Origin of the sequence: Bacillus sp. NPDC093026, assembly GCF_044754665.1 — a bacterium.
GTDB classification, from domain to species: Bacteria; Bacillota; Bacilli; order Bacillales; family Bacillaceae; genus Bacillus; species Bacillus maqinnsis.
In genome coordinates, this window is record NZ_JBIVPN010000008.1 from 71,183 (window position 1) to 93,308 (window position 22,126).

18 protein-coding genes are annotated in these 22,126 nt (G+C 42.5%); 15 read left to right on the forward strand and 3 right to left on the reverse strand.

The window, feature by feature from the left end; genetic code table 11:
• Positions 1-20: 20 nt before the first annotated feature.
• The 5 genes from purM (at position 21) to ablB (ending at position 5,513) form a co-directional block, all read left to right on the forward strand.
• Entirely contained in the window at positions 21-1,061 is a 1,041-nt protein-coding gene (purM, locus tag ACIQCE_RS14610) for a phosphoribosylformylglycinamidine cyclo-ligase (protein ID WP_400495621.1), read from the forward strand.
• Entirely contained in the window at positions 1,058-1,630 is a 573-nt protein-coding gene (purN, locus tag ACIQCE_RS14615; protein ID WP_353853669.1) for a phosphoribosylglycinamide formyltransferase, read from the forward strand. The genes purM and purN overlap by 4 nt, the downstream gene beginning before the upstream one ends.
• A gap of 12 nt (positions 1,631-1,642) precedes the next feature.
• Positions 1,643-3,181 carry a bifunctional phosphoribosylaminoimidazolecarboxamide formyltransferase/IMP cyclohydrolase gene (purH, locus tag ACIQCE_RS14620; RefSeq protein WP_400495622.1) on the forward strand — a complete coding sequence of 513 codons (1,539 nt, stop codon included), beginning with the start codon at positions 1,643-1,645 and terminating at the stop codon, positions 3,179-3,181.
• Positions 3,182-3,195: 14 nt separating this feature from the next.
• On the forward strand, positions 3,196-4,464 hold the full coding sequence (gene purD / locus ACIQCE_RS14625; RefSeq protein ID WP_400495624.1) for a phosphoribosylamine--glycine ligase: 1,269 nt from the start codon (positions 3,196-3,198) through the stop codon (positions 4,462-4,464).
• Positions 4,465-4,667: 203 nt separating this feature from the next.
• Positions 4,668-5,513, forward strand: a complete 846-nt coding sequence (ablB, locus tag ACIQCE_RS14630; protein ID WP_400495625.1) for a putative beta-lysine N-acetyltransferase — start codon at positions 4,668-4,670, stop codon at positions 5,511-5,513.
• On the opposite strand, the gene ACIQCE_RS14635 is transcribed toward ablB, so the two are convergent.
• Positions 5,508-7,166, reverse strand: a complete 1,659-nt coding sequence (locus ACIQCE_RS14635) for a PucR family transcriptional regulator (protein ID WP_400495626.1) — start codon at positions 7,164-7,166, stop codon at positions 5,508-5,510. The genes ablB and ACIQCE_RS14635 overlap by 6 nt on opposite strands.
• Positions 7,167-7,357: 191 nt before the next feature.
• On the opposite strand from ACIQCE_RS14635, the gene ACIQCE_RS14640 reads away from it, so the two are divergent.
• Genes ACIQCE_RS14640 through ACIQCE_RS14655 form a run of 4 tightly spaced genes read left to right on the forward strand, consistent with a single transcriptional unit; the run spans position 7,358 to position 11,343 of the window.
• A complete protein-coding gene (locus ACIQCE_RS14640) occupies positions 7,358-8,722 on the forward strand; it encodes an aspartate aminotransferase family protein (RefSeq protein ID WP_400495628.1) in 1,365 nt (454 codons plus the stop codon).
• 12 nt (positions 8,723-8,734) lie between these two features.
• Positions 8,735-9,421 carry a CoA transferase subunit A gene (locus tag ACIQCE_RS14645; protein WP_400495629.1) on the forward strand — a complete coding sequence of 229 codons (687 nt, stop codon included), beginning with the start codon at positions 8,735-8,737 and terminating at the stop codon, positions 9,419-9,421.
• On the forward strand, positions 9,397-10,062 hold the full coding sequence (locus ACIQCE_RS14650; protein ID WP_400495631.1) for a 3-oxoacid CoA-transferase subunit B: 666 nt from the start codon (positions 9,397-9,399) through the stop codon (positions 10,060-10,062). Before ACIQCE_RS14645 ends, ACIQCE_RS14650 begins: the two co-directional genes overlap by 25 nt.
• A gap of 15 nt (positions 10,063-10,077) precedes the next feature.
• Entirely contained in the window at positions 10,078-11,343 is a 1,266-nt protein-coding gene (locus tag ACIQCE_RS14655; RefSeq protein WP_400495632.1) for a peptidase, read from the forward strand.
• A gap of 65 nt (positions 11,344-11,408) precedes the next feature.
• On the opposite strand, the gene ACIQCE_RS14660 is transcribed toward ACIQCE_RS14655, so the two are convergent.
• Complete coding sequence (locus ACIQCE_RS14660; protein ID WP_353853660.1) at positions 11,409-11,630, reverse strand: YgaP family membrane protein; 222 nt, start codon at positions 11,628-11,630, stop codon at positions 11,409-11,411.
• Between the two features lie 123 nt (positions 11,631-11,753).
• On the opposite strand from ACIQCE_RS14660, the gene ACIQCE_RS14665 reads away from it, so the two are divergent.
• Positions 11,754-13,496 (forward strand): adenine deaminase C-terminal domain-containing protein, encoded by a 1,743-nt coding sequence (locus ACIQCE_RS14665; protein ID WP_400495633.1) that lies wholly within the window; start codon positions 11,754-11,756, stop codon positions 13,494-13,496.
• Between the two features lie 520 nt (positions 13,497-14,016).
• Positions 14,017-14,331, forward strand: coding sequence for a YerC/YecD family TrpR-related protein (locus ACIQCE_RS14670; protein WP_353853658.1), 315 nt, complete (start codon positions 14,017-14,019; stop codon positions 14,329-14,331).
• 367 nt (positions 14,332-14,698) lie between these two features.
• Here ACIQCE_RS14670 and ACIQCE_RS14675 read toward each other — a convergent pair whose 3' ends face one another.
• Positions 14,699-16,279, reverse strand: a complete 1,581-nt coding sequence (locus tag ACIQCE_RS14675) for an FMN-binding glutamate synthase family protein (RefSeq protein WP_400495635.1) — start codon at positions 16,277-16,279, stop codon at positions 14,699-14,701.
• 146 nt (positions 16,280-16,425) lie between these two features.
• On the opposite strand from ACIQCE_RS14675, the gene ACIQCE_RS14680 reads away from it, so the two are divergent.
• The 4 genes from ACIQCE_RS14680 to ligA all read left to right on the forward strand — a co-directional run bounded on the left by ACIQCE_RS14680 (position 16,426) and on the right by ligA (position 22,123).
• Entirely contained in the window at positions 16,426-16,659 is a 234-nt protein-coding gene (locus ACIQCE_RS14680; protein WP_400495637.1) for a hypothetical protein, read from the forward strand.
• A 442-nt stretch (positions 16,660-17,101) separates the two neighbouring features.
• The gene (gene pcrB / locus ACIQCE_RS14685) at positions 17,102-17,788 is read left to right on the forward strand and encodes a heptaprenylglyceryl phosphate synthase (protein WP_400495639.1); all 687 of its coding nucleotides are present in this window, start codon (positions 17,102-17,104) and stop codon (positions 17,786-17,788) included.
• Positions 17,789-17,851: 63 nt separating this feature from the next.
• The gene (gene pcrA / locus ACIQCE_RS14690) at positions 17,852-20,074 is read left to right on the forward strand and encodes a DNA helicase PcrA (RefSeq protein WP_400495641.1); all 2,223 of its coding nucleotides are present in this window, start codon (positions 17,852-17,854) and stop codon (positions 20,072-20,074) included.
• A gap of 42 nt (positions 20,075-20,116) precedes the next feature.
• The gene (ligA, locus tag ACIQCE_RS14695) at positions 20,117-22,123 is read left to right on the forward strand and encodes an NAD-dependent DNA ligase LigA (protein WP_400495643.1); all 2,007 of its coding nucleotides are present in this window, start codon (positions 20,117-20,119) and stop codon (positions 22,121-22,123) included.
• Positions 22,124-22,126: the final 3 nt, after the last annotated feature.

Here is a 22,126-nt window from a genome sequence, read left to right on the forward strand (position 1 = left end):
GGATAAAAGGAGTGAATGGGATGTCAGAAGCATATAAAAACGCCGGTGTTGACATCGAAGCAGGTTACGAAGCGGTCAAACGGATGAAAACACACGTGGAACGTACAAAAAGAGCGGGTGTTATGGGTGCTTTAGGCGGTTTTGGCGGTATGTTTGATTTATCCGAACTGCCATACAAAAAGCCCGTTCTTGTATCGGGGACAGACGGTGTTGGAACGAAATTAAAGCTCGCTTTTATGATGGATCAGCATGATACGATCGGTATAGATGCGGTCGCAATGTGCGTCAACGATGTGTTAGCACAAGGAGCAGAACCGCTGTTTTTCTTAGATTACTTAGCTGTGGGAAAAGCAGATCCTCTAAAAATTGAAGCCATTGTCAAAGGTGTTGCTGACGGCTGTGAGCAGTCAGGTTCAGCACTTGTAGGTGGAGAGACAGCAGAAATGCCAGGTCTATATACGGAAGACGAATATGATATTGCTGGGTTTTCAGTAGGTGTGGTTGAAAAAGATGAAATCGTCACAGGAGACAACATCAAAGAAGGTCATCTGCTGATCGGACTCAGTTCAAGCGGCATTCATAGTAACGGCTACTCACTCGTCCGCAAAGTATTGCTGGAAGATGCAGGTCTTGACCTTCATCAAACGTATGAACCTTTTACAAGACCGCTAGGAGAAGAACTGCTTGAACCCACGAAAATTTATGTGAAGCCTGTACTAAAACAAGTGAAAGCCGGCAAGGTCGACGGCATGGCACATGTCACTGGCGGCGGCTTCATTGAAAACTTGCCGCGTATGATGCCAGAAGGTCTTGGCGTTGAGATTGACAACGGCTCATGGCCAGTCCCGCCTATTTTCTCATTTATTCAGGAAAAAGGGCAATTGAAGGCGGAAGACATGTTTAATGTCTTTAATATGGGCATTGGCTTTGTCTTAGCTGTGAAAGAAGAGCATTTAGTGGATGTAATCAGCGGTCTTGAAAAAGACGGAGAGAAAGCATTTCTCATTGGGCGTGTTCAAAAAGGAGAAGGTGTCAAGTTCGGCGGTGGAAGCCTCTCATGAAGAAGTTTGCGATCTTCGCCTCTGGAAGCGGGACGAATTTTCAAGCGATTATAGATACGTTAAAGGAAGAACAATGGCAGGCAGAGGTTGCACTAGTTATTTGTGATAAGCCGGGTGCGAAGGTATTAGAACGAGCAGAGAAAGAGGGCATCCCATCATTTGCTTTCAGACCGAAGTCCTATCCAAACAAAGCGGCTTTTGAAAAAGCGATCATTGAACAGCTCCAATTGCATGAAGTGGAATGGATTTTCCTAGCGGGTTATATGAGACTCATTGGTCCAACTTTACTTGAAGCGTACCGAGGAAAAATCGTGAATATTCATCCGTCTTTATTACCGGCATTCCCAGGACTTGATGCCATTGGACAGGCGTATCAAGCAGGCGTCAAAGTGGCAGGGATCACCGTCCATTTTGTCGATGAAGGTATGGATACGGGACCAATTATTGATCAGGCAGCGATTCACATTGAACAAGGAGAAGATCTTGAAACAATTGAAAAAAGAATACATGAACTAGAACATACATTATATCCAAAAGTGATCAAATCACTTTTAGAATTATCTGAATGAGGTGGCGAAGGCATGACGATCAAACGCGCATTAATCAGTGTTTCTGATAAAACGAATATTGTTCCTTTTGTGAAAGAATTAACAGAACTTGGTGTTGAAGTGATTTCAACTGGAGGTACACATAAGCTTCTTCAAGAAAACGGCATTGATGTGATTGGTATATCTGAGGTAACAGGATTTCCAGAGATCATGGACGGACGACTCAAGACCCTTCATCCAAACATTCACGGTGGTCTTTTAGCAGTTAGAGGAAACGATGACCATATGGCACAAATCGAAAAGCATGGCATTCAGCCGATTGATCTTGTCGTGGTGAACCTGTATCCATTCAAAGAAACCATTTCAAAAGAAGATGTGACATATGAAGAAGCCATTGAAAACATTGATATTGGCGGACCGGGCATGCTTCGTGCTGCATCTAAAAATCATCAAGACGTTACGGTCATTGTCGATCCGAGTGATTATGATTCAGTGATTCAGCAATTAAAAGAAGGCGGCGTTTCGTTAGAGAAAAAACGCGAGCTGGCAGCAAAAGTATTCCGTCATACAGCAGCATATGATGCCCTAATTGCTGATTATCTCACGACCTATGTTGGCGAAACAGAGCCAGAACAGTTCACGGTCACTTTTGAGAAAAAACAATCCTTGCGTTATGGAGAAAACCCGCATCAAGCAGCGATATTCTATCAACATGCGCTCCCAAGCAAAGGGTCTTTAGCAACGGCTGTACAATTACATGGGAAAGAACTTTCCTATAACAATATCAAAGATGCAGATGCTGCACTCCAAATTGTACGTGAATTTACCGAACCTGCAGCGGTAGCAGTAAAGCATATGAATCCATGTGGAGTTGGTACAGGAGAGACGATTGCAGAAGCATTTGACCGTGCATTCAAAGCAGATGAGACGTCTATCTTTGGCGGCATTGTCGCTCTAAACCGTGAAGTAGATAAACAAACGGCTGAAGTTCTTCATACGATTTTCTTAGAAATCATCATTGCACCATCGTTTAGCCAAGAAGCGCTTGATGTGTTAACAGCGAAAAAGAATCTTCGTCTATTAACACTAGATGTACAAGCCGATCTTCAGAAGAAAGAAAAGCAACTAACGAGTGTACATGGCGGACTGCTCATTCAAGAGATCGACACATACGGCTTAGAGGAAGCTACCATCTCCATTCCAACGAAAAGAGAACCAACTGAAGATGAATGGAAAGACTTAAAGCTAGCTTGGAAAGTCGTGAAACACGTGAAATCAAATGCAATTGTGCTTGCAAAGGATCAAATGACAGTAGGAATTGGCGCTGGTCAAATGAATCGTGTAGGTTCTGCTAAAATAGCGATTGAGCAGGCGGGAGAAAAAGCGAAAGGAAGTGCGCTAGGCTCTGATGCGTTCTTCCCAATGGGCGATACGGTGGAAGCTGCTGCCAAGGCAGGCGTGACAGCGATTATACAACCGGGTGGATCGATTCGTGATGAAGAATCGATTCAAAAGGCAGATGAATACGGCATCGCCATGGTTTTCACTGGCGTGAGACATTTCAAACATTAAAAGGGGATGGCAGTGTGAACGTATTAATTATCGGCAGAGGCGGAAGAGAGCATACGATCGCATGGAAAGTGAATCAAAGTGAGCTTGTCAGCCAAGTATTTGTCGCACCTGGCAATGATGGAATGACAAGCGTCGCAAATCTTGTACCGATCGACGAAGGCGATCATGAGGCGTTAATTCGCTTTGCAAAAGAAAACGATATCGGTTTAACCATCATTGGTCCGGAGGTTCCTTTAATTGCAGGCATTGTGGATGCATTCGAACAATCAGGTCTAAAAGTATTTGGGCCTAATGCAAAAGCTGCAGTCATTGAAGGCTCAAAGGAATTTGCCAAGGATTTAATGAAAAATTATGATATTCCGACAGCCGCTTATGCGACCTTTACTTCATTTGAAAAGGCGAAGGCATATGTTGAGGAAAAGGGCGCGCCGATTGTCATTAAAGCAGACGGTCTCGCAGCAGGAAAAGGCGTGACAGTCGCAATGACACTCGAAGAAGCAATCGATTGCCTGCATGACTTTTTAGAGGATGAAAAGTTTGGTGATGCGAGTGCATCTGTTGTGATTGAGGAATTTTTAACAGGGGAAGAATTTTCTCTTATGGCTTTTGTCAATGGAGAAAAGGTGTACCCAATGGTGATCGCACAGGATCACAAACGTGCTTTTGAAGATGATAAAGGACCAAACACAGGCGGCATGGGGGCATATTCTCCTGTTCCACACATTTCAGATGAGATTGTGAAACAAGCCGTTGAAGAGATTGTAAAGCCAGCGGCTCGTGCAATGGTGCAGGAAGAACGCCCTTTTACAGGGATATTATATGCGGGCTTAATGCTCACACCAGAAGGTTCGAAGGTCATTGAATTTAATGCACGCTTTGGCGACCCTGAAACACAGGTCGTACTGCCTCGTCTTGAATCGGACTTAGTTCAAGTATTCCTCGATATTCTAGATGGAAAAGATGTGGACTTACAGTGGAAAGACACTGCGGCTGTCAGTGTCGTTCTTGCATCAGAGGGGTACCCAGAGGACTACGCAAAAGGCACACCAATAGGTGCTTTGCAAACGACTGTGTCTGATGTTGTAACCTTCCATGCAGGAACGAAAAAAGAAAATGAGCAATTTGTCACAAATGGCGGTCGTGTAGCGAATGTCACTGCATTTGATGACACGTTTGAAGCGGCAAGATCAAGAGTGTATGAAGCGGTTGAAGAAATCATTCAACCAGGGCTATTTTATCGCCGTGACATTGGCGCTCGTGCGCTGAAGGCAGTAAAGAAATGAGTTTGGAAAAAAACACCTTTTATGTCATCGGAATATATCTGATGAAATGGAAAGGTGTTTTTTCTTCTTTTCATCATGAGAAGGGTTGTCTTTAAATGTGAAGAATTAGTAAGAGGTCAATGATTGCATTTAGAAGGCATTATGGTCATAAAAGAATTTATCATCATTTAGTTGAATCAGAATCATAAGAGAGGAATGAGTAAATGGTGCAATTGAAGAAATTTGCGAACGAGCGCTTTTCTGCTTTAATCTGTATCGACCCATTTAATCAAAGGGTTCGATTAGATGATTATAGCGGCAAGGTGCGGGATGTCATTCAGTCTGTTCTTCAGGAGGCCGCTGGTTGTGGGGCTTCTAAGGTGATTGTGAAAGTAAGGCGAGAGCATATGCCTTTTTTCTTAGAAAAAGGCTTTCGGCTTGAAGGGGTGTTTTCTCATTACTTTCTTGGAAGTGATGCATACGGGATGTCTCTCTTTTTAACGGAGGAGCGAATGAGATGCCCGTATTGGCTCAAAGAAGATGAGATCGTGGCATCCATTCAAGAAAAGCCGATCAAAAGCGATCCAGAGAAATGGCAGGATGATTATGTTATGAGGAAAGCAAATATAAGTGATACTCAAATGCTTGCTAAGCTCTATGATACCGTCTTCGAAACGTATCCCACGCCCATGAACAAGCCGGATTATATCCAAAAGGTGATGGAGGAAGGGACCGTTTTTTATGCTGTTGAACATGACGGGCAAATTGTGAGTGCGGCATCTGCTGAAATCAATGCAACGTATGGACATGCTGAATTGACAGATTGTGCGACTCTTCCGTCTTACCGGAAACTAGGATTCATGCATCATTTGATTCTTGCACTGGAAAAAGAGCTTCAATCTATATATATTTATGTCTTTTATTCGCTTGCGCGTGCGCTATCCTATGGAATGAATCAAGTGTTTTATCAGCTTGGCTATACGTATACAGGGCGTTTTCAAAATAACTGCTACATTTTTGACAAAATAGAAGATATGAATCTATGGGTGAAAACGCCAAACAAATCATGAAATGGTTCTCATCTGATCGAGCAGACCAGATAGACGGTAGGCCATGATGCTTAGCTGCAGCTTCATCCGATCATCAGTGGATTTAAGACTGCAACCCGTCTTTGCTTCAATTTGCTTGAGACGATAGCTTAATGTATGGCGGTGGATAAACAATTCTCCCGCAGATTTTTGAATATTTTCATTGTGCGTTAAATACACTTCGAGTGTATGGATCAGGTCAGCGCCCTGTTTTTTTGTATAGAGCAATGGGCTTAAGAGCTCCACGTAAAAGTCATGCAAATTCATACCAGCTTCATTCATTTCAAGGAGCATGCCGTATAAACCAAGTTTTTGATAATGAATGATGCTTTGGTCGGTCTTTAGAAGAGGAAGAAGCTTTGCGGCATATTGGGCTTCTTTTGCACTTTTTGCAAAGAGACTGATCTGATCATAGGATTTGCCAATGCCAATCACAATCGGATGGATGGGAAAAAAATAAGACCATGTGCTTCGGCACTCATCCGCCGCTCTATACCACTCGGTTGCCTGAAAGCTTTTTTTCCCCGCCGGTGTCAATACAAAAATTGAATCGAGCCTTGCCTTTAGTAAGAAAGGAATCTGTCTTCGTTCAAATATGGACGTCAGTAATTGGGAAAGGCGCTGCACCATCTGGTGATCTAGCTGTGTGTGCTGATGCTGAAATTGAACATAGATGACCACCTGTTCATCATTCATATCGTATTGAAGCTTTGTAGCTTGTTCCATCACATAGCTTTCTTCTGTATATTGTTGCTGTAAAATATCATCTAACAGATGACCTTGCATTTGATTTTCTGTATCTTGGATGGCTTTTTGTTTTAGCCATTCAATGGCATACACTGCTCCGCCATGTTCAATGGCAATTGCATCGAGATGATGCCATTCTTTCTTTTTCTTCAAAGCCACAATAAACCCAAAAATATCTCCCATTGCAATCACAGGACACGCAGCCAAAACAAATTCTCCGTTTGTTTCAAAGACAAGTCGCCCTTTCTCCTCTGCCTGTTTGAGAAGTGAATTGGTCGCAATCGTTTCACTTTCTGTCATAAAGCCAAATGAAGGGGAGTATGTCACTTCATCTTTGGTGAGGCTGGCAGCTGTTTGATGTAAGAAAACGTCAAGAACCACAATATTCGCAGCCGTTAAATGCGCAAGCTCATTCGTAATTTGTGTCACATTTTTGTTGCTGACATTTAAATGAGTCAGTCTTTGATGAATGGCGGCTGAGTACTTGAGTTGATGAAGCTGACTGTTGACGATTTGCTCTAATATGGCTTTTGTAATATCTGAGAAATTCACATGTGAAGGAATTTCGATCAGCGGGATACCGCTTACATTGGCCGCTTCAATCAGAGACGCTGGAATCTCCGTTAAATATACCCCTTTATAAATGGCAATCGCAGACAGACGATGAGACTGAATCAATCGCTTGAGCCGAAGTCTTCTTTCTTCATTTTCAGCAAGACCAAACCCAGTTGTTACAAGTAACTCACCTTCTGACAGCCTTGATGTATCTTCGATGATTTCCACAATGGTCACCCACTGAATCAGGCGCTCCAGTCCATTTTGTCCGGCTAGCAGTTTTGTTTCCTTCATGATATCGAGCGAGAGTGCATCTTTGACGAAAATCGCCATAGACTTATGACCTCCTTTTGACCCCTTTTATACACAATGTATAAAAAATGCGTGTGAAATTCGGGCATGTGGCGAATGGTGGATGACTGCCCTCTTGATTAAGCTAATCTTATAACAATTATACAAAATTTTCTAACGATTCATGTGAAAAGATATGTGCAGCTACTTTCGAGAGAGGGAGGAATGACAAAGTGGAGACTCGGGATTACTTAATCAAACCGATGTTGAATCAGGATTATCCTGTGGCTGTGAAAGGAGAGGGGATTTACTTATATGATCGGGAAGGAAAAAAATATTTAGATGGTTCATCTGGTGCGGTGACGGCAAGTATTGGACATGGCATACCTGAAATGATTGAAGCCATGACTGAGCAAGCGAAAAAAGTGAGTTTTACGTACAGGTCGCAATTTACAAATGAACCAGCGGAAGCATTGGCTTATGAATTGAGTACGCTTTGCCCAGGCAATCTGAACTGGTCTTTTTTTGTAGGGAGCGGTTCAGAGGCAACGGAGACAGCAATGAAAATAGCGATTCAACACTGGCAGGAGCAAGGAAAGACAGAAAAGAATCACATCATTTCTAGGTGGATGAGTTATCATGGCATCACACTTGGCGCCCTGTCGATGTCAGGTCATATTGCAAGGAGAGAGCGCTTTGAACCACTGCTTGAGAAGCACCCTGTATTATCTCCTCCGTATGCCTATCGCTCATGGCTACCAAAAGAAGAGAGTAAACAGGTCGAGTGGTATGTGCAGGAATTAAAAACAGTCATCCAGCGTTTAGGAAAAGATAGAATTGCCGCTTTTATTGCAGAACCCATTGTGGGCGCTGCTGGAGCAGCGCTTGTTCCGCCAGACGGGTATTTTAAGGCGATGAAACATGTCTGTGAGGAAAACGATATTTTATTGATTGCAGATGAAGTGATGACAGGCTTTGGACGAACTGGGAAAATGTTCGCAATGGAGCACTGGGGTGTCGTGCCGGATATGATGGTACTCGGCAAAGGAATGAGTGCCGGTTATTCACCGATTGCAGCAACAGTAGCGGCAGATCATGTGATGGCACCTATTCTCAATGGGTCAGCTTCAGTGATGGCAGGGCATACGTATAGTGCCAATCCGCTTTCAGCCGCTGTGTCACTCGCTGTTATCCGTTATATGAAAAAGCATCAACTCACAGAACGAGCCGATATGTCAGGACGATATTTAATGAACGCATTAAAGGATTTACAAGCGAACCATTTTATCATTGGAGATGTGAGAGGGAAGGGGCTATTCATCGGCGTCGAATTTGTAGCAGATCAATTGGCCAAAACCCCGTTTCCCGCACATGCTCAAATGACGAGGTTGGTGGTCGAAACGGCAAAACAAAATGGGTTGCTGGTTTATCCGGCAAGCGCTGGAGAAGACGGGATTGGAGGGGCTGCCGTTATGATTGCGCCGCCGCTGACCATCACACAGCAGGAAATGGAAGAACTCCTTCATTTATTCGGACAAACGATAACGCAAGTAGAGCAAGAAGTGATCAATCGAGGATTTTTCCCATCTGCGATGTAGGGAGGAAAGAGAATGAATAAAATTGCAGAATTTGATGAAGTGATCACACGTTTTAAAGATGGGATGACGATCATGTTTGGCGGATTTGGTGGAGTTGGTTCACCGCCATCTTTAATTGATGCCCTTCTTGAAGCGAATATGAAAGATTTGACATTGATCGGAAACGATGCGGGATTCCCTCAAATTGGGGTCGGACGGTTAATAACAGAAGGCAGAGTCAAGAAATTGATTGCGTCCCATATTGGATCAAATCCGATTGCTGGGCAGAAAATGCAGGACGGTACATTAGAGGTTCTTTTTTACCCGCAAGGCATTCTAGCGGAAAAAATAAGAGCGGGAGGTATGGGTCTTGCCGGTATTGTGACAGATGTAGGGATGGATAGTATCAATCTAGAAGAGAAGCAATTGGTTCCGTTAAATGGGAAGGAATATATCCTTGAGCCTGCACTGACAGCAGACATCGCCATCGTCAATGCCTTAAAAGCGGATGAAGCAGGAAATCTTATCTTTGATAAAAGTGCACGGAATACGAACCCTATTGTGGCGATGGCGGGAGATTGGACCATTGCGGAAGTTGAAGAAATTGTGCCGATTGGGCGTCTTCACCCAGAGGAAATTGTGACACCCGGCGTATTTGTAGACCAGATCGTGCAATCAAAAGGAGTGAACTGGACATGGGCATGGGAGACATCGATGTAAGACATCGAATTGCCAAGAGAGCGGCGCAGGAAATAGATGACGGCATGATTGTCAATCTCGGCATCGGGATTCCGACACTCGCTGCAGAATATATTCCTGCACATGATCATGTGTGGCTACATGCGGAAAATGGCATTATGGGGGCGGGAGCTTCTCCTGTCAGCGGCGAAGAAGATCCGAATTTGTGCAATGCAGGCGGTTTCCCGATTACTTTAAAACAAGGCGGCTCTTATATGGACAGCACAACCGCTTTTGGCATCATTCGAAAAGGGTTGCTGGACATGACGATATTAGGTGCACTTGAAGTAAGCAGTCAGGGCGATCTTGCGAATTGGATTGTTCCGGGAAAAAGAGTACCTGGTATGGGCGGAGCGATCGAACTGGCGCAAAAAGCCAAAAAAGTCGTGGTGGTGATGAGTCATCTCGATAAACATGGTCAGTCAAAGGTGAAGTCGACATGTACACTGCCTTTAACCGCTAAAGCTTGTGTGGATCTAATCATTACCGATATGGCTGTTATTGAGGTCAAGTCTCAGCTTTTGATCTTACGTGAAGTCATGCCGCCATATCAACCGGAAGATGTCATCAGAGCGACAGAAGCACCTTTAATCCTAGCTCCTGATATCAAGTCTGTTGTGTAGAAAGGATGACCCAAAGTGCAACCAATCACACGTATTAGAAAGTGGATGAGAGATCATCAAGAGAAAGCCATTGAGCTCCTTCAGCGAATGGTTCAATGTGACAGCACACAAGGAAATGAAAAAGAAGTGCAGCAAATCGTTGCGGATACACTTTCAGCGATTGGCTTTGATACAGAAATTTGGGAAATAGGCGGCAATGAATTGCTGAATCACCCCTATTTTTATTCACCTAGGCGTTCATTTAATGGGAGCCCTAATGTCGCTGGGAGATTGAAAGGGAAGGGAAATGGCAAATCTATTTTATTAAACGGACACGTAGATGTGGTGCCAGAAGGAGATCTGAATCAATGGACATATCCACCTTACAGCGGGCATATCATAGGTGGGAGACTCTATGGACGCGGGGCAACAGATATGAAAGGTGGGAACGTTTCTTTACTCTTTGCACTTGAGGCACTTCATACACTCCATATTCCGCTGAAAGGAGATGTTGTGTTCCATAGTGTTGTTGAAGAGGAAAGCGGCGGTGCAGGTACACTTGCGGCGATACTCAAGGGATATACAGCAGATGCTGCCATCATTCCGGAACCAAGTCATATGAAAATTTTTCCGATTCAGCAAGGCTCTAAGTGGTTCAGGCTTCACATCAAAGGGCGTGCAGCTCATGGCGGAACAAGATATCATGGTGTCTCTGCGATTGAAAAAAGCACCATCGTTCTTTCACATTTAGCAGCACTTGAAGAAGAGAGAAATAAGCGAATCACCGAGCCGCTATTTCAGCATATTCCAATTCCTATCCCGATCAACATTGGAAAAATTCAAGGCGGCGACTGGCCGTCTTCTGTAGCAGACCTTGTGACAATGGAAGGCAGATTAGGTGTGATGCCAGGCGAGACGGTTGAGCAAGCAGAAGAGGAGTTAAAGAATTGGGTTGCGGGTCTTTCTGAAAAGGATGAATGGTTCAAGGATCACCCTGTGGTAGTCGAGTGGTTTGGTGCAAGATGGCTTCCAGGTTCAATTGATATCCAGCATCCGCTTTTAGATTTATTAAAAGAACAATACGAAGAGGTGCGAAAGAAGCCGCCAAAAGTAGAAGCTGCTCCTTGGGGAACAGATGGAGGCTTGTTGTCACAAGTGGCAAACATACCTGTCATTGTGTTTGGCCCTGGAACAACAGAGCTTGCACATTATCCAAATGAATCGATCGACATCGAGCACGTCATAGAAGCCGCCGAAATCATTGCAGGCACAATTGTGAAATGGTGTGAAATGGCAGAATAATTTTTCAACATGTTCATAAAAAACCGATACCATCGGATGGATAGAATCGGTTACAGAAGGCTGTCTTACTCAGCCTTCTCTTTATGTGTGCTCTGCTGCTCGCACATGTAAGTCACAGGACAAAAACGAAGAATGCCAGATGCCGTCTTCATGCCGCCAAGAAACACGCCAAGAAGGAGCGTTTTACACCATGGTTTCCTTGAAAATAACGACCCAGCCACAGTACATACCGTCATTCCACAGGCAATTCTGATGAGAGCTTCCATTAAACTGAGATTAGGTTTCATTAAATATCAATTCCTTTTCAAATTATTTTAAGTGTGATTTCAAAAAATTGTAACGTTTCATTAATGCGTCATGTGGTTCATTATGTTACGATAAGTCTAATACAAATGAAGGAGAGTATGTGAATGTCCGAACGTACTTTTAATTGGAGAAACAATGACATCCGTACACAAATCGATGTAGTCGACTCAAAAATAGTTCCAACACTCCTTTTAACGAATGGACTCGTGCTAAACCCGTTTTTAAAACAATGGGTGAAGGCAAATATTTGGATACATGATGATCGAATTGTTTATGTTGGAGCAGAGCTTCCTCAAAATAAATCAACTAAACGTGTGATTGATTGTGCTGGGAAATACATTGTGCCAGGTTATATTGAACCTCATGCGCATCCGTTCCATATTTATAATCCCCAATCTCTTGCAGAATATGTGTCTCAATTTGGCACAACAACGATGGTCAGTGATAACTTATTTCTTCTTTTGCAGAGCAATGAAAAGAAAGCGCTTTCCACTTTATGTGAATTAAAAAAGCACCCCTTTCAATACTTCTGGTGGTCCAGATATGATCTTCAAACAGAAGTGAGATATGAAGATGAAATGCTGCCAATTAACTATCGAAAAGAATGGATTGATCATCCTGACGTTCTTCAAGGCGGAGAATTAACAAGCTGGCCAAGGTTGATGGACGGTGATGACCTCATTTTATATTGCATGCAAGAAACGAAGAAGCAGCGAAAACGAATTGAAGGTCATTTCCCAGGCGCTTCTGAGAAAACGCTAACAAAAATGAAACTGTTTGGAGCTGACAGTGATCATGAAGCCATGAATGCAGATGATGTGTTAAAACGCTTGTCGCTTGGCTATTATGTTTCACTGCGTCATTCCTCTATTCGTCCAGATTTAGCGCCGATTTTAAGAGAGCTGCATGAACGTGATTTTAGGCAGTATGACCACTTTTTTTATACAACAGATGGAGCCGCACCTCACTTTTATGAGGAAGGTATGATTAATCGATTGATTTCGATAGCGCTTGAAGAAGGCGTGCCCATCCTCGATGCCTACAATATGGCGACATTTAACATTGCGAAATATTATCAAATTGATGACTTATTAGGGGTAGTCGGACCCGGTAGGTTGGCTTCTTTGAATATTTTAGACGAGCTATTGAATCCAAATCCTGAAACGGTTATATCAAAAGGGGTCATTCTGAAATTAGAAGGTGCGAATCAGCATCAATTTCAAGAAACAAAGTGGGGAAAAGGCGGGCTTGTTCCACTAGATTTAGGCTATGATCTGACCATGAGCGACCTGCAATTCTCTATGCCGCTTGGTGTGAAAATGAGAAATGCCGTCATTATGGAGCCGTATACAGTGGAGATTGATAACTCTGTGAACCAACTGTCATGTGATCATGATCAAAGTTTTTTTAGTTTGATTGACAGAAAAGGTGAGTGGCGTGTGAATACGATGCTAAAAGGTTTTGCGCATAAGGTGCAGGGCTTTGTTAGCTCATTTTCGACGACTGGCGATATTTTAGTCATCGGGAAGAATAAAGAAGATATGATCCTAGCCCATAAACGAATGAAAGAAATCGGTGGAGGGATTGTCCTTACAGAGAACGGAAAGATATTGCACGAAATACCGTTACAATTATCCGGCTGTGCATCAGCTGAACCGTTTGAGACCGTGCTAGCGCAGGAACAAAAATTGCGGGAGCTTCTCATTGAACGTGGGTATCCATTTGACTGTCCGATTGATACACTTGTCTTTTTCCAAAGTACGCATTTGCCTTATATTCGAGTGACACCAAGAGGAATATTTGATGTCATGAAAAAAACTGTACTCTTTCCGTCTATAATGCGTTAAAATATAACAGAGTGGAAGCTGTATCATCTTTGCCCGATTTTCTCCTGCTGTTATAGGGCAGAAAATCAGCAAGTCATACACTTCGTTACATGTAGACAAAGCAGAGGGTTTTGACATGACGAGAGAAGTGCCCTAATGTAAAATGGATTTGTCGGTTATGCTGACCGATACTATATTTGAAATAACATCAAAGCATGGCGGGATACATGTTAGTTGTCTCGCCAAACTTTCAACACATACCGTAGCTTATTCATAGGGCAGATCGAACAATAGCAGAAGTCATTCTTATATCGGAAGCAAACAAGTTTGTCAGATTGTCGTACAAGGAATATGACAAAACTTGTCGAATTTGTTTACGATAAAGAAGCTTCGGCTTACGAAAGAACCTGACGGCATTTTCAGTGTAGAACCAAAACTGTCATGATTTGTTCAAAGCTCATTGCAGATGTTAAAAAATTAGTCAGGAAAGATACCGCTTCCTCTAGCGGTGTGCCAATAGTAAAGGAGAAGATGTATAAAGATGCAAATTGATAAATTAAGGGGCAAAAGCTTAGATCAGTTATTCAAATCCATTTTATCCCTTAAAGACCTGGAAGAGTGCTATCGATTCTTTGATGATTTGTGTACAATCAATGAAATCCAATCTTTATCACAGCGTCTTGAAGTAGCTCGAATGCTTCGTGAGGGAAATACGTATCATAAAATTGAAACGGAAACAGGTGCGAGTACCGCTACCATCTCACGTGTGAAACGCTGCTTGAACTACGGAAATGATGCATATATTATGGCACTGGACCGCATAGCGGAACAACAAGCAAAAGAAGAAACCAAATAACACCGCTCTAGCTGTAAACAATCCTTTTCAAGAAAACGGAATTGTTTGCAGTTTTTTTGCAAAAAAGTTCGGTAACAGTTCAGGCTGTCGGGAAAATCTCGACAGCTTTATTTTTTAATCACCATCCTAATCATTTCTTATTATATAAAATTAAGGTATATAAGAGTCAGGAGGGTTTTTATTTGGACAGTATTACTTCTGTGGATGTAGCCAACACTCTCAACTCTGAATGTAATTTGCAATGTTCTGATCAAGCTCAATCTCTGTTGCTGCCACACTCTTAATACATACTTTAAGAATAAAAAAGATTGTAGAAAAACATGAGTTTCTCTACAATCTAAAGGTACGGTAGCGCACCTTTTTGTAGCTAGACAGAATGATGTGTGCTTGAGAACGTAGGCACTTCAGTTGTTTGGCCATTCTCTTGTCTAAAAATAATATGTTTTTCGTTAAAACGGATAGGTGATTCAATTCCACTAGCTGCCGATAAGTTAAATAAACCTTCTCTAAGGGATAGGATATAATTGCATACTCGATATTTCTTTTCTTCAATCGACAAAGCTCTTTGCAGCTTTGGATCAGTTGTGGCAACCCCTACTGGACATTTATTCGTATGACATACTTGCGCCCGAATACAACCAACTGAAAACATAAGCCCTCTTGCGATATTCACAAAGTCAGCTCCCATGGAAAGGGCAATGGCAATTTTGTCAGGTGAGAGAAGCTTGCCTGATGCAAATAGCTTAACTTGATCTCTTACACCATATTCTTTCAGAATTTGATGAACCATTGGAAGTGCGGTGAAGATGGGCAGCCCTGCGGAATCCGCTAACTCATGAAAAGATGCTCCCGTGCCGCCTTCCCCGCCGTCTATGGTGATGAAATCAAGGTGTTTCCCGCTCTTTTTTATATAGGCCGCAAGCTCCTCAATTTCTTCTTTATGACCAACAACAAGCTTAATCCCGACTGGCTTTTCGCCAATGGCTCGAAGTTGTTCAATGAAATCAAACATCTCAGGAATAGATCCAAAAAGCTCAAAGCGGTTCGGGCTGTCAATGGATTGGTGAGGTGGCAATTTGCGAATACTCGCAATTTCCTCGGTGACTTTCTCTCCGTCAATGTGACCGCCTCGTGTTTTGGCTCCTTGGGCAAGCTTTAGTTCAAAGGCTTTAACTTCCTCGTACTCACTTTTTTTCTTGAATTCTTCGAAAGAAAATGCGCCATCCTCTGTTCTCACACCAAATAGACCAGGACCGATCTGACAAATAATATCAGCACCGCCCTTTAGATGATATGGAGAAAGACCACCTTCGCCCGTATTCATCCATGTTCCGCCAGCCATCTTTAAGCCAGATGATAGAGCCGTAATTGCCCGATCGCCTAAAGAACCATAGCTCATGGCGGATTGACCAATGAGACCCTTTACATAAAAAGGTTTCTTACAAGTGTGTTCTCCAATGATTTGAACGTCTTCTTCATGTAAGTAATATGGGTTTGCTTTGACTTCTTTAAAATGTTCGCTTCTTCGCAGTAAATTATCTTGATCGATCTGATACACTTTTGTGTGAATTTTTTCTGATTGATCGATCCGTAGTTCATCTCGCTGTTTTGGAAAGAGAACGTTGCGAATATAATATCCAGGTTTGTCAAAATCACGCTTTGACCCAAATCCCATCGTCCGGCTGTTGTATTTACCGGACATCACTGCTTGCTCATACTCTTTTCTCGAAAAAGGAAGCTCCTCTCGATCGTTGAGAAATAGATATTGGCGAAGTTCAGGTCCTATCTTTTCAAAAATGAATCGCAGTTTGCCAATGACAGGATAATTTCGTAAGACAGAATGCTCTTCCTGCTTTTCATCTCTCACCCAAATCCATGTAAATAGGATGAGTGGTACGATCAAGCAAATGGTCAACATTGCGACAATGACAATCACAGTTGTGGTCATGTTATCTCCTCTTTTCTCTTTCATTGTTGTTGTTATACCTCTTTTCTTACAAAAAGAAACCACATGTCGGCTAACGTATACTGTGACGTTTAGAAATGAGTAGGCGGGGTAACATACAAACAAGAATCAATGGGGAGGGAAAACACATGAATATACGTCCAGTAAATGCGTATGTACTTGCAGGAATAGGGGTTGGAAGTGCTGTGTTATTAGCGGTGAAAAATAAGCAGCATCTTAAAAAATGGGCAAGCGTATTTCGGTCAAATCAAAAGGTTCCTGAAAAAGCCGGTCATCCTGATCCACTTGATATTCAAGATAATAAGATGGTCGATGAAGGAGCTATGACATCTGTCCAATATTTTAACAAAGTAAGTCAATAGACTAAAAAAGCCGCTTTGAACAGAACAAAACGGCTTTTTGCCCGCTGTATTTGACGGTATCAAACCAACGTTTAAATCTAAAAAAGATAAAGTGATAAAATGGCAGAACAATCTCGTGGTTCTGTCTTTTTGATGTCATGAATCTCCTTCATCTGAATGAAACTTCCTTCTTCTTTCACCTTTTACATTTAGTTTCTGAATTATCGGTAATCATGAACAGATAGACTGGTTATTTACATTCACTTCGGACATTTCATTCCCACAAAAGATATCCGTCTCACGGCTTTTTTTCAGCAATACTCCCCACTGACTTATCTCCGTTTAACGACAAACTGTTTTCAAAAGAATGAAACTTTTAAATGAAGCGGGTTCGCCGTTTTTTGCGGTCACTGATTTTGTTATAATATTTAAATGGAATGAAATGAATGGAGGAACGTTTTTCATGTATGATGTTACCGAGTGGAAGCATGTCTTTAAACTCGATCCAAATAAAGAAATCACAGATGAACAGCTAGAAGCAATTTGCGAATCTGGTACGGATGCCATCCTGATCGGCGGCAGTGACAATGTGACAGAGGACAACGTCCTGCACCTGATGTCAAAGGTTCGAAGGTTTCTTGTGCCATGTGTGCTTGAAATCTCGGCACATGAGATGATTGTGCCGGGCTTTGATCTTTATTTCATCCCGGCTGTGTTAAATAGCTCTCATCCGGATTGGATTGTTGGGCTTCATAAGGATGCCATGAAGGAATACGGTGATTTGATGTCAATGGAAGAAATTGTGCCAGAAGGATATGTGATCTTAAACGAAGATTGTAAGGCGGCCAAGCTCACAGACGCAAATACCACTCTAGACATTGATGACGTGCGCGCCTATGCCAGAGTAGCAGAGCATTTGATGAAACTGCCCATTTTTTATCTAGAATACAGCGGGACGCTTGGAGACATAGAAGTTGTCAAAGAAACAAAAGCGGTTCTTGAGGAAACAGTTCTTTTTTATGGCGGCGGTATTCAGACAGCTCAACATGCAGAAGAATTTAAACAACATGCAGACGTTATAGTCGTCGGAAATGTCATTTATGAAGATTTTAAAGAAGCTTTAAAAACAGTGGATGCAGTCAAAAAGTAGTCATAGTCAAACAAGATGAAACGGTTTAAAATAGAACATAAGTTCGAAATGGCGGTGAATGGAATGAATGATATATCGAATCAGCTATTAGAAGGGCTGAATCAGGCGCAGAAAGAAGCGGTCAAAGCAACAGACGGTCCACTATTACTAATGGCAGGAGCAGGAAGTGGTAAAACACGGGTGCTCACACATCGAATCGCGTACTTAATGGCAGAAAAGCATATAGCACCATGGAATATTTTAGCGATTACTTTTACAAATAAAGCGGCACGTGAAATGCGTGATCGAGTGCAAGCCATTTTAGGACCTGGAGCAGATGAAATTTGGATCTCTACCTTTCATAGTATGTGTGTTCGAATTTTAAGGAGAGATATCGACCGAATTGGTGTGAATCGCAATTTCTCCATTTTGGATACATCTGATCAGCTCTCAGTGATCAAGAGCATTTTAAAAGAACGAAATATCGATCCTAAAAAGTTTGACCCGCGTAGTATTTTAGGGTCAATCAGCAGTGCAAAAAATGAATTAATTGATACAGAGGAATATGCAAAAACAGCCGGCGATTTCTATGAACAAGTGGTAAGCGACGTTTATACAGATTATCAAAAGCGATTACTCAAAAATCAATCGCTTGATTTTGATGATTTGATTATGATGACAATCAGGCTGTTTGAACGTATACCAGAAGTATTAGAGCATTACCAACGCAAATTTCAATACATTCATGTAGATGAGTATCAAGATACTAACAGAGCGCAGTACATGCTTGTGAAGTTGCTTGCCCAACGTTTTCAAAACATTTGTGTGGTCGGTGATTCGGATCAATCGATTTACCGTTGGCGTGGAGCGGATATTACCAACATTCTTTCTTTTGAAAAAGACTATCCGTCCTGTGAAGTCATCCTGCTTGAGCAAAATTATAGATCAACAAAACGAATCCTGCATGCAGCCAATTCGGTGATACAAAACAATGCGAACCGTAAACCAAAAAATCTTTGGACTGAAAATGAGGAAGGGGCTAAGATCGCTTATTACCGAGCGGAAAATGAGTTTGATGAAGGACAATTTGTCGCTGGAAAGATTCGTCAGCTTCATCAAAGCGGCAAGCGTAAATTATCTGATGTTGCTATTCTCTATCGAACCAATGCCCAGTCTCGTGTCATTGAGGAAACATTAATGAAGGCAAACATTCAATACAACATCGTCGGCGGCACGAAGTTCTATGACAGAAAAGAGATTAAAGACATTCTCGCATACTTAAGACTTGTGGCGAACCCAGACGATGATATTAGTTTTGCGCGAATTGTCAACGTACCAAAGCGCTGGATTGGTGCAACATCTGTTGATAAAATTGCTGCTTACGCTGAAATGAACGATCTTTCAATGTTTGAGGCGCTCAGGCAGGTGGACTTCATCGGGCTGAGTGCAAGAGCAGCCAACGCCCTCGATGAGTTCAAACAGCTCATTGATCAAATGACAAATATGCAAGAGTATTTATCTGTAACAGAATTAACAGAAGAAATATTAGAAAAAACAGGCTATCGTGAAGCGCTAAAGGTGGAAAAAACCATTGAAGCGCAAAGTCGTCTGGAAAATATTGACGAGTTCCTGTCTGTGACAAAAAACTTTGAAGAACAGAATGAAGATAAATCTCTTGTGACCTTCCTATCAGAACTCGCATTAGTCGCCGATATTGACAAATTAGACGAAAACGAGGTAGAAGAGCAGGATGCGGTCATTTTGATGACCCTTCACGCAGCGAAAGGTCTTGAATTCCCTGTTGTCTTCTTAATGGGGATGGAGGAAGGTGTCTTCCCGCACAGCCGTTCATTAATGGAAGATGCAGAGATGGAAGAAGAACGACGTCTTGCCTATGTAGGGATCACTCGAGCAGAAGAAGAGCTTTATTTATCTAGTGCAAAAATGAGGACTTTATTTGGTCGGACGAACATGAATCTTGAATCAAGATTCATTGGAGAAATACCTGCTCAATTATTGGACAACCTAAATGAGAACAAAGAAGTCAACACCCCGTTTGGTCAAACAAGAGAGCGACCTCAAAGACGTGGACCCGTCTCACGAATGCAGACCCAAACCATTCAACATACAGGAGCTGACAGTATTGGCTGGGCTGTGGGCGATAAAGCCGCACATAAAAAATGGGGCGTTGGAACCGTTGTGAGTGTGAAAGGAAGCGGAGATAGCACGGAGCTTGATATTGCTTTCCCAAGTCCTACAGGCATTAAAAGACTCCTTGCTGCATTTGCGCCAATCGAGAAACAATAACCTTTGGATTGACAAAACGGATGAATTGAAAGGAAGAAGCAGATGGATAAAGAAGCAGCAAAACGCCGAATCGAGGAACTGCACCAGATGTTGAATCAATACAACTATGAATATCATACACTTGATCGTCCAAGTGTTCCTGACGCTGAATATGATGCGCGGATGCGTGAGCTGATCTCCCTAGAGGAGGAACATCCAGATTTAAAATCACCTGATTCCCCCTCACAAAGAGTAGGGGGAGCTGTTTTAGATGCCTTCCAAAAAGTACGTCACGGTACACCGATGCTTAGTCTTGGAAATGCTTTTAATGAACAGGATCTTCTTGATTTTGACCGTCGTGTTCGTCAAGCAGTTGGTGACAATATAGCATACAATGTCGAACTGAAAATTGACGGACTCGCTGTTTCTCTCCGTTATGAAAACGGGATTTTTGTTCGAGGTGCCACGCGTGGAGATGGGACAATAGGTGAAGATATTACGGAAAACTTAAAAACCATTCGTTCCATCCCGCTGAAAATCAATCGTCCTCTTTCAATTGAAGTAAGAGGCGAGGCGTTTATGCCGAAGCACTCTTTTGAAGCATTAAACGAAAAAAGATTACAGAACGGTGAAGAACCGTTTGCGAACCCGCGTAATGCGGCTGCGGGGTCACTTCGTCAGCTCGATACGAAAATTGCAGCGAAACGAAATCTTGATATTTTCGTCTACAGTATAGCGGAGCTTGATGAAATCGGTGTGGAAACGCAAAGCGAAGGACTTGATCTCCTCGATGAGCTTGGGTTTAAAACGAACAAAGAAAGACGGATGTGCCGAACGATTGAAGAAGTGATCGAGCTCATCGAAACAATCAAAACAAAGCGAGCAGACTTTCCATATGAAATTGATGGGATTGTCATCAAAGTGAATTCATTAGCTCAGCAGGAAGAGCTGGGTTTTACAGCAAAAAGTCCTCGTTGGGCTGTCGCTTACAAATTTCCAGCAGAAGAAGTCATTACAAAGCTGCTCGATATTGAATTAAGCGTTGGGCGTACAGGTGTGGTCACTCCGACGGCGATACTAGAGCCGGTGAAGGTAGCAGGTACCACTGTGCAGCGAGCGTCTCTTCACAATGAAGATTTGATTAAAGAAAAGGATATACGCTTATATGATCAAGTCATCGTGAAGAAGGCTGGCGATATTATTCCAGAGGTGGCAGGTGTGCTTATAGATCAGCGTACAGGTGAAGAAAAGCCGTTTCATATGCCGACCGAGTGTCCAGAATGTCAAAGTGAGCTTGTGCGAATCGAAGGCGAAGTGGCGTTGCGCTGTATTAATCCAGAATGTCCAGCACAAATACGTGAAGGACTCATTCACTTTGTCTCTCGTCAAGCAATGAACATTGATGGTCTTGGTGAACGAGTCATTACACAGCTTTTTAAAGAGCAACTCGTGTCTCGTGTGTCAGATCTATATCGATTAACAAAAGAACAGCTCATCCACCTTGAACGAATGGGTGAGAAATCAACGGATAATTTATTACGCTCTATTGAACAATCGAAGAAAAACTCCCTTGAGCGCTTATTATTTGGCTTAGGCATTCGATTCATTGGATCTAAAGCTGCCAAAACATTGGCGATGCATTTTGAAGACATTGATCAATTGAAGCAAGCGACAAAAGAACAGTTACTCGAAGTAGATGAAATCGGTGAAAAAATGGCAGATGCTGTTATCACATACTTTCAAAAAGAAGAAATTCTGGACTTGCTGAATGAACTGAAAGAGCTTGGGGTCAATATGACCTACACAGGGCCTAAGCCGGTTAAAGCAGAGGAAATTGATTCCTACTTTGCAGGGAAAACGATTGTTCTCACAGGAAAATTAGAGCAGATGTCTCGAAACGATGCAAAAGCTGCTATCGAAGCATTAGGTGGTAAATTAGCAGGAAGTGTGAGTAAAAAAACTGATTTAGTGATAGCTGGGGAAGCTGCTGGGAGTAAGCTGACAAAGGCAGAAGAACTCAATATTGAAATATGGGACGAAGCTAGAATGCTCGAGGAGCTAAAGAAATAAGAG

Coding starts and splice junctions, on each gene's coding strand:
- pcrB (WP_400495639.1), top strand. CDS start 17,102: ATGTATGATGTTACCGAGTGGAAGCATGTCTTTAAACTCGATCCAAAT.
- purN (WP_353853669.1), top strand. CDS start 1,058: ATGAAGAAGTTTGCGATCTTCGCCTCTGGAAGCGGGACGAATTTTCAA.
- ACIQCE_RS14680 (WP_400495637.1), top strand. CDS start 16,426: ATGAATATACGTCCAGTAAATGCGTATGTACTTGCAGGAATAGGGGTT.
- ablB (WP_400495625.1), top strand. CDS start 4,668: ATGGTGCAATTGAAGAAATTTGCGAACGAGCGCTTTTCTGCTTTAATC.
- ACIQCE_RS14670 (WP_353853658.1), top strand. CDS start 14,017: ATGCAAATTGATAAATTAAGGGGCAAAAGCTTAGATCAGTTATTCAAA.
- ACIQCE_RS14665 (WP_400495633.1), top strand. CDS start 11,754: ATGTCCGAACGTACTTTTAATTGGAGAAACAATGACATCCGTACACAA.
- ACIQCE_RS14650 (WP_400495631.1), top strand. CDS start 9,397: ATGGGCATGGGAGACATCGATGTAAGACATCGAATTGCCAAGAGAGCG.
- ligA (WP_400495643.1), top strand. CDS start 20,117: ATGGATAAAGAAGCAGCAAAACGCCGAATCGAGGAACTGCACCAGATG.
- ACIQCE_RS14645 (WP_400495629.1), top strand. CDS start 8,735: ATGAATAAAATTGCAGAATTTGATGAAGTGATCACACGTTTTAAAGAT.
- pcrA (WP_400495641.1), top strand. CDS start 17,852: ATGAATGATATATCGAATCAGCTATTAGAAGGGCTGAATCAGGCGCAG.
- ACIQCE_RS14635 (WP_400495626.1), bottom strand. CDS start 7,166: ATGGCGATTTTCGTCAAAGATGCACTCTCGCTCGATATCATGAAGGAA.
- ACIQCE_RS14675 (WP_400495635.1), bottom strand. CDS start 16,279: ATGACCACAACTGTGATTGTCATTGTCGCAATGTTGACCATTTGCTTG.
- ACIQCE_RS14660 (WP_353853660.1), bottom strand. CDS start 11,630: ATGAAACCTAATCTCAGTTTAATGGAAGCTCTCATCAGAATTGCCTGT.
- purH (WP_400495622.1), top strand. CDS start 1,643: ATGACGATCAAACGCGCATTAATCAGTGTTTCTGATAAAACGAATATT.
- purM (WP_400495621.1), top strand. CDS start 21: ATGTCAGAAGCATATAAAAACGCCGGTGTTGACATCGAAGCAGGTTAC.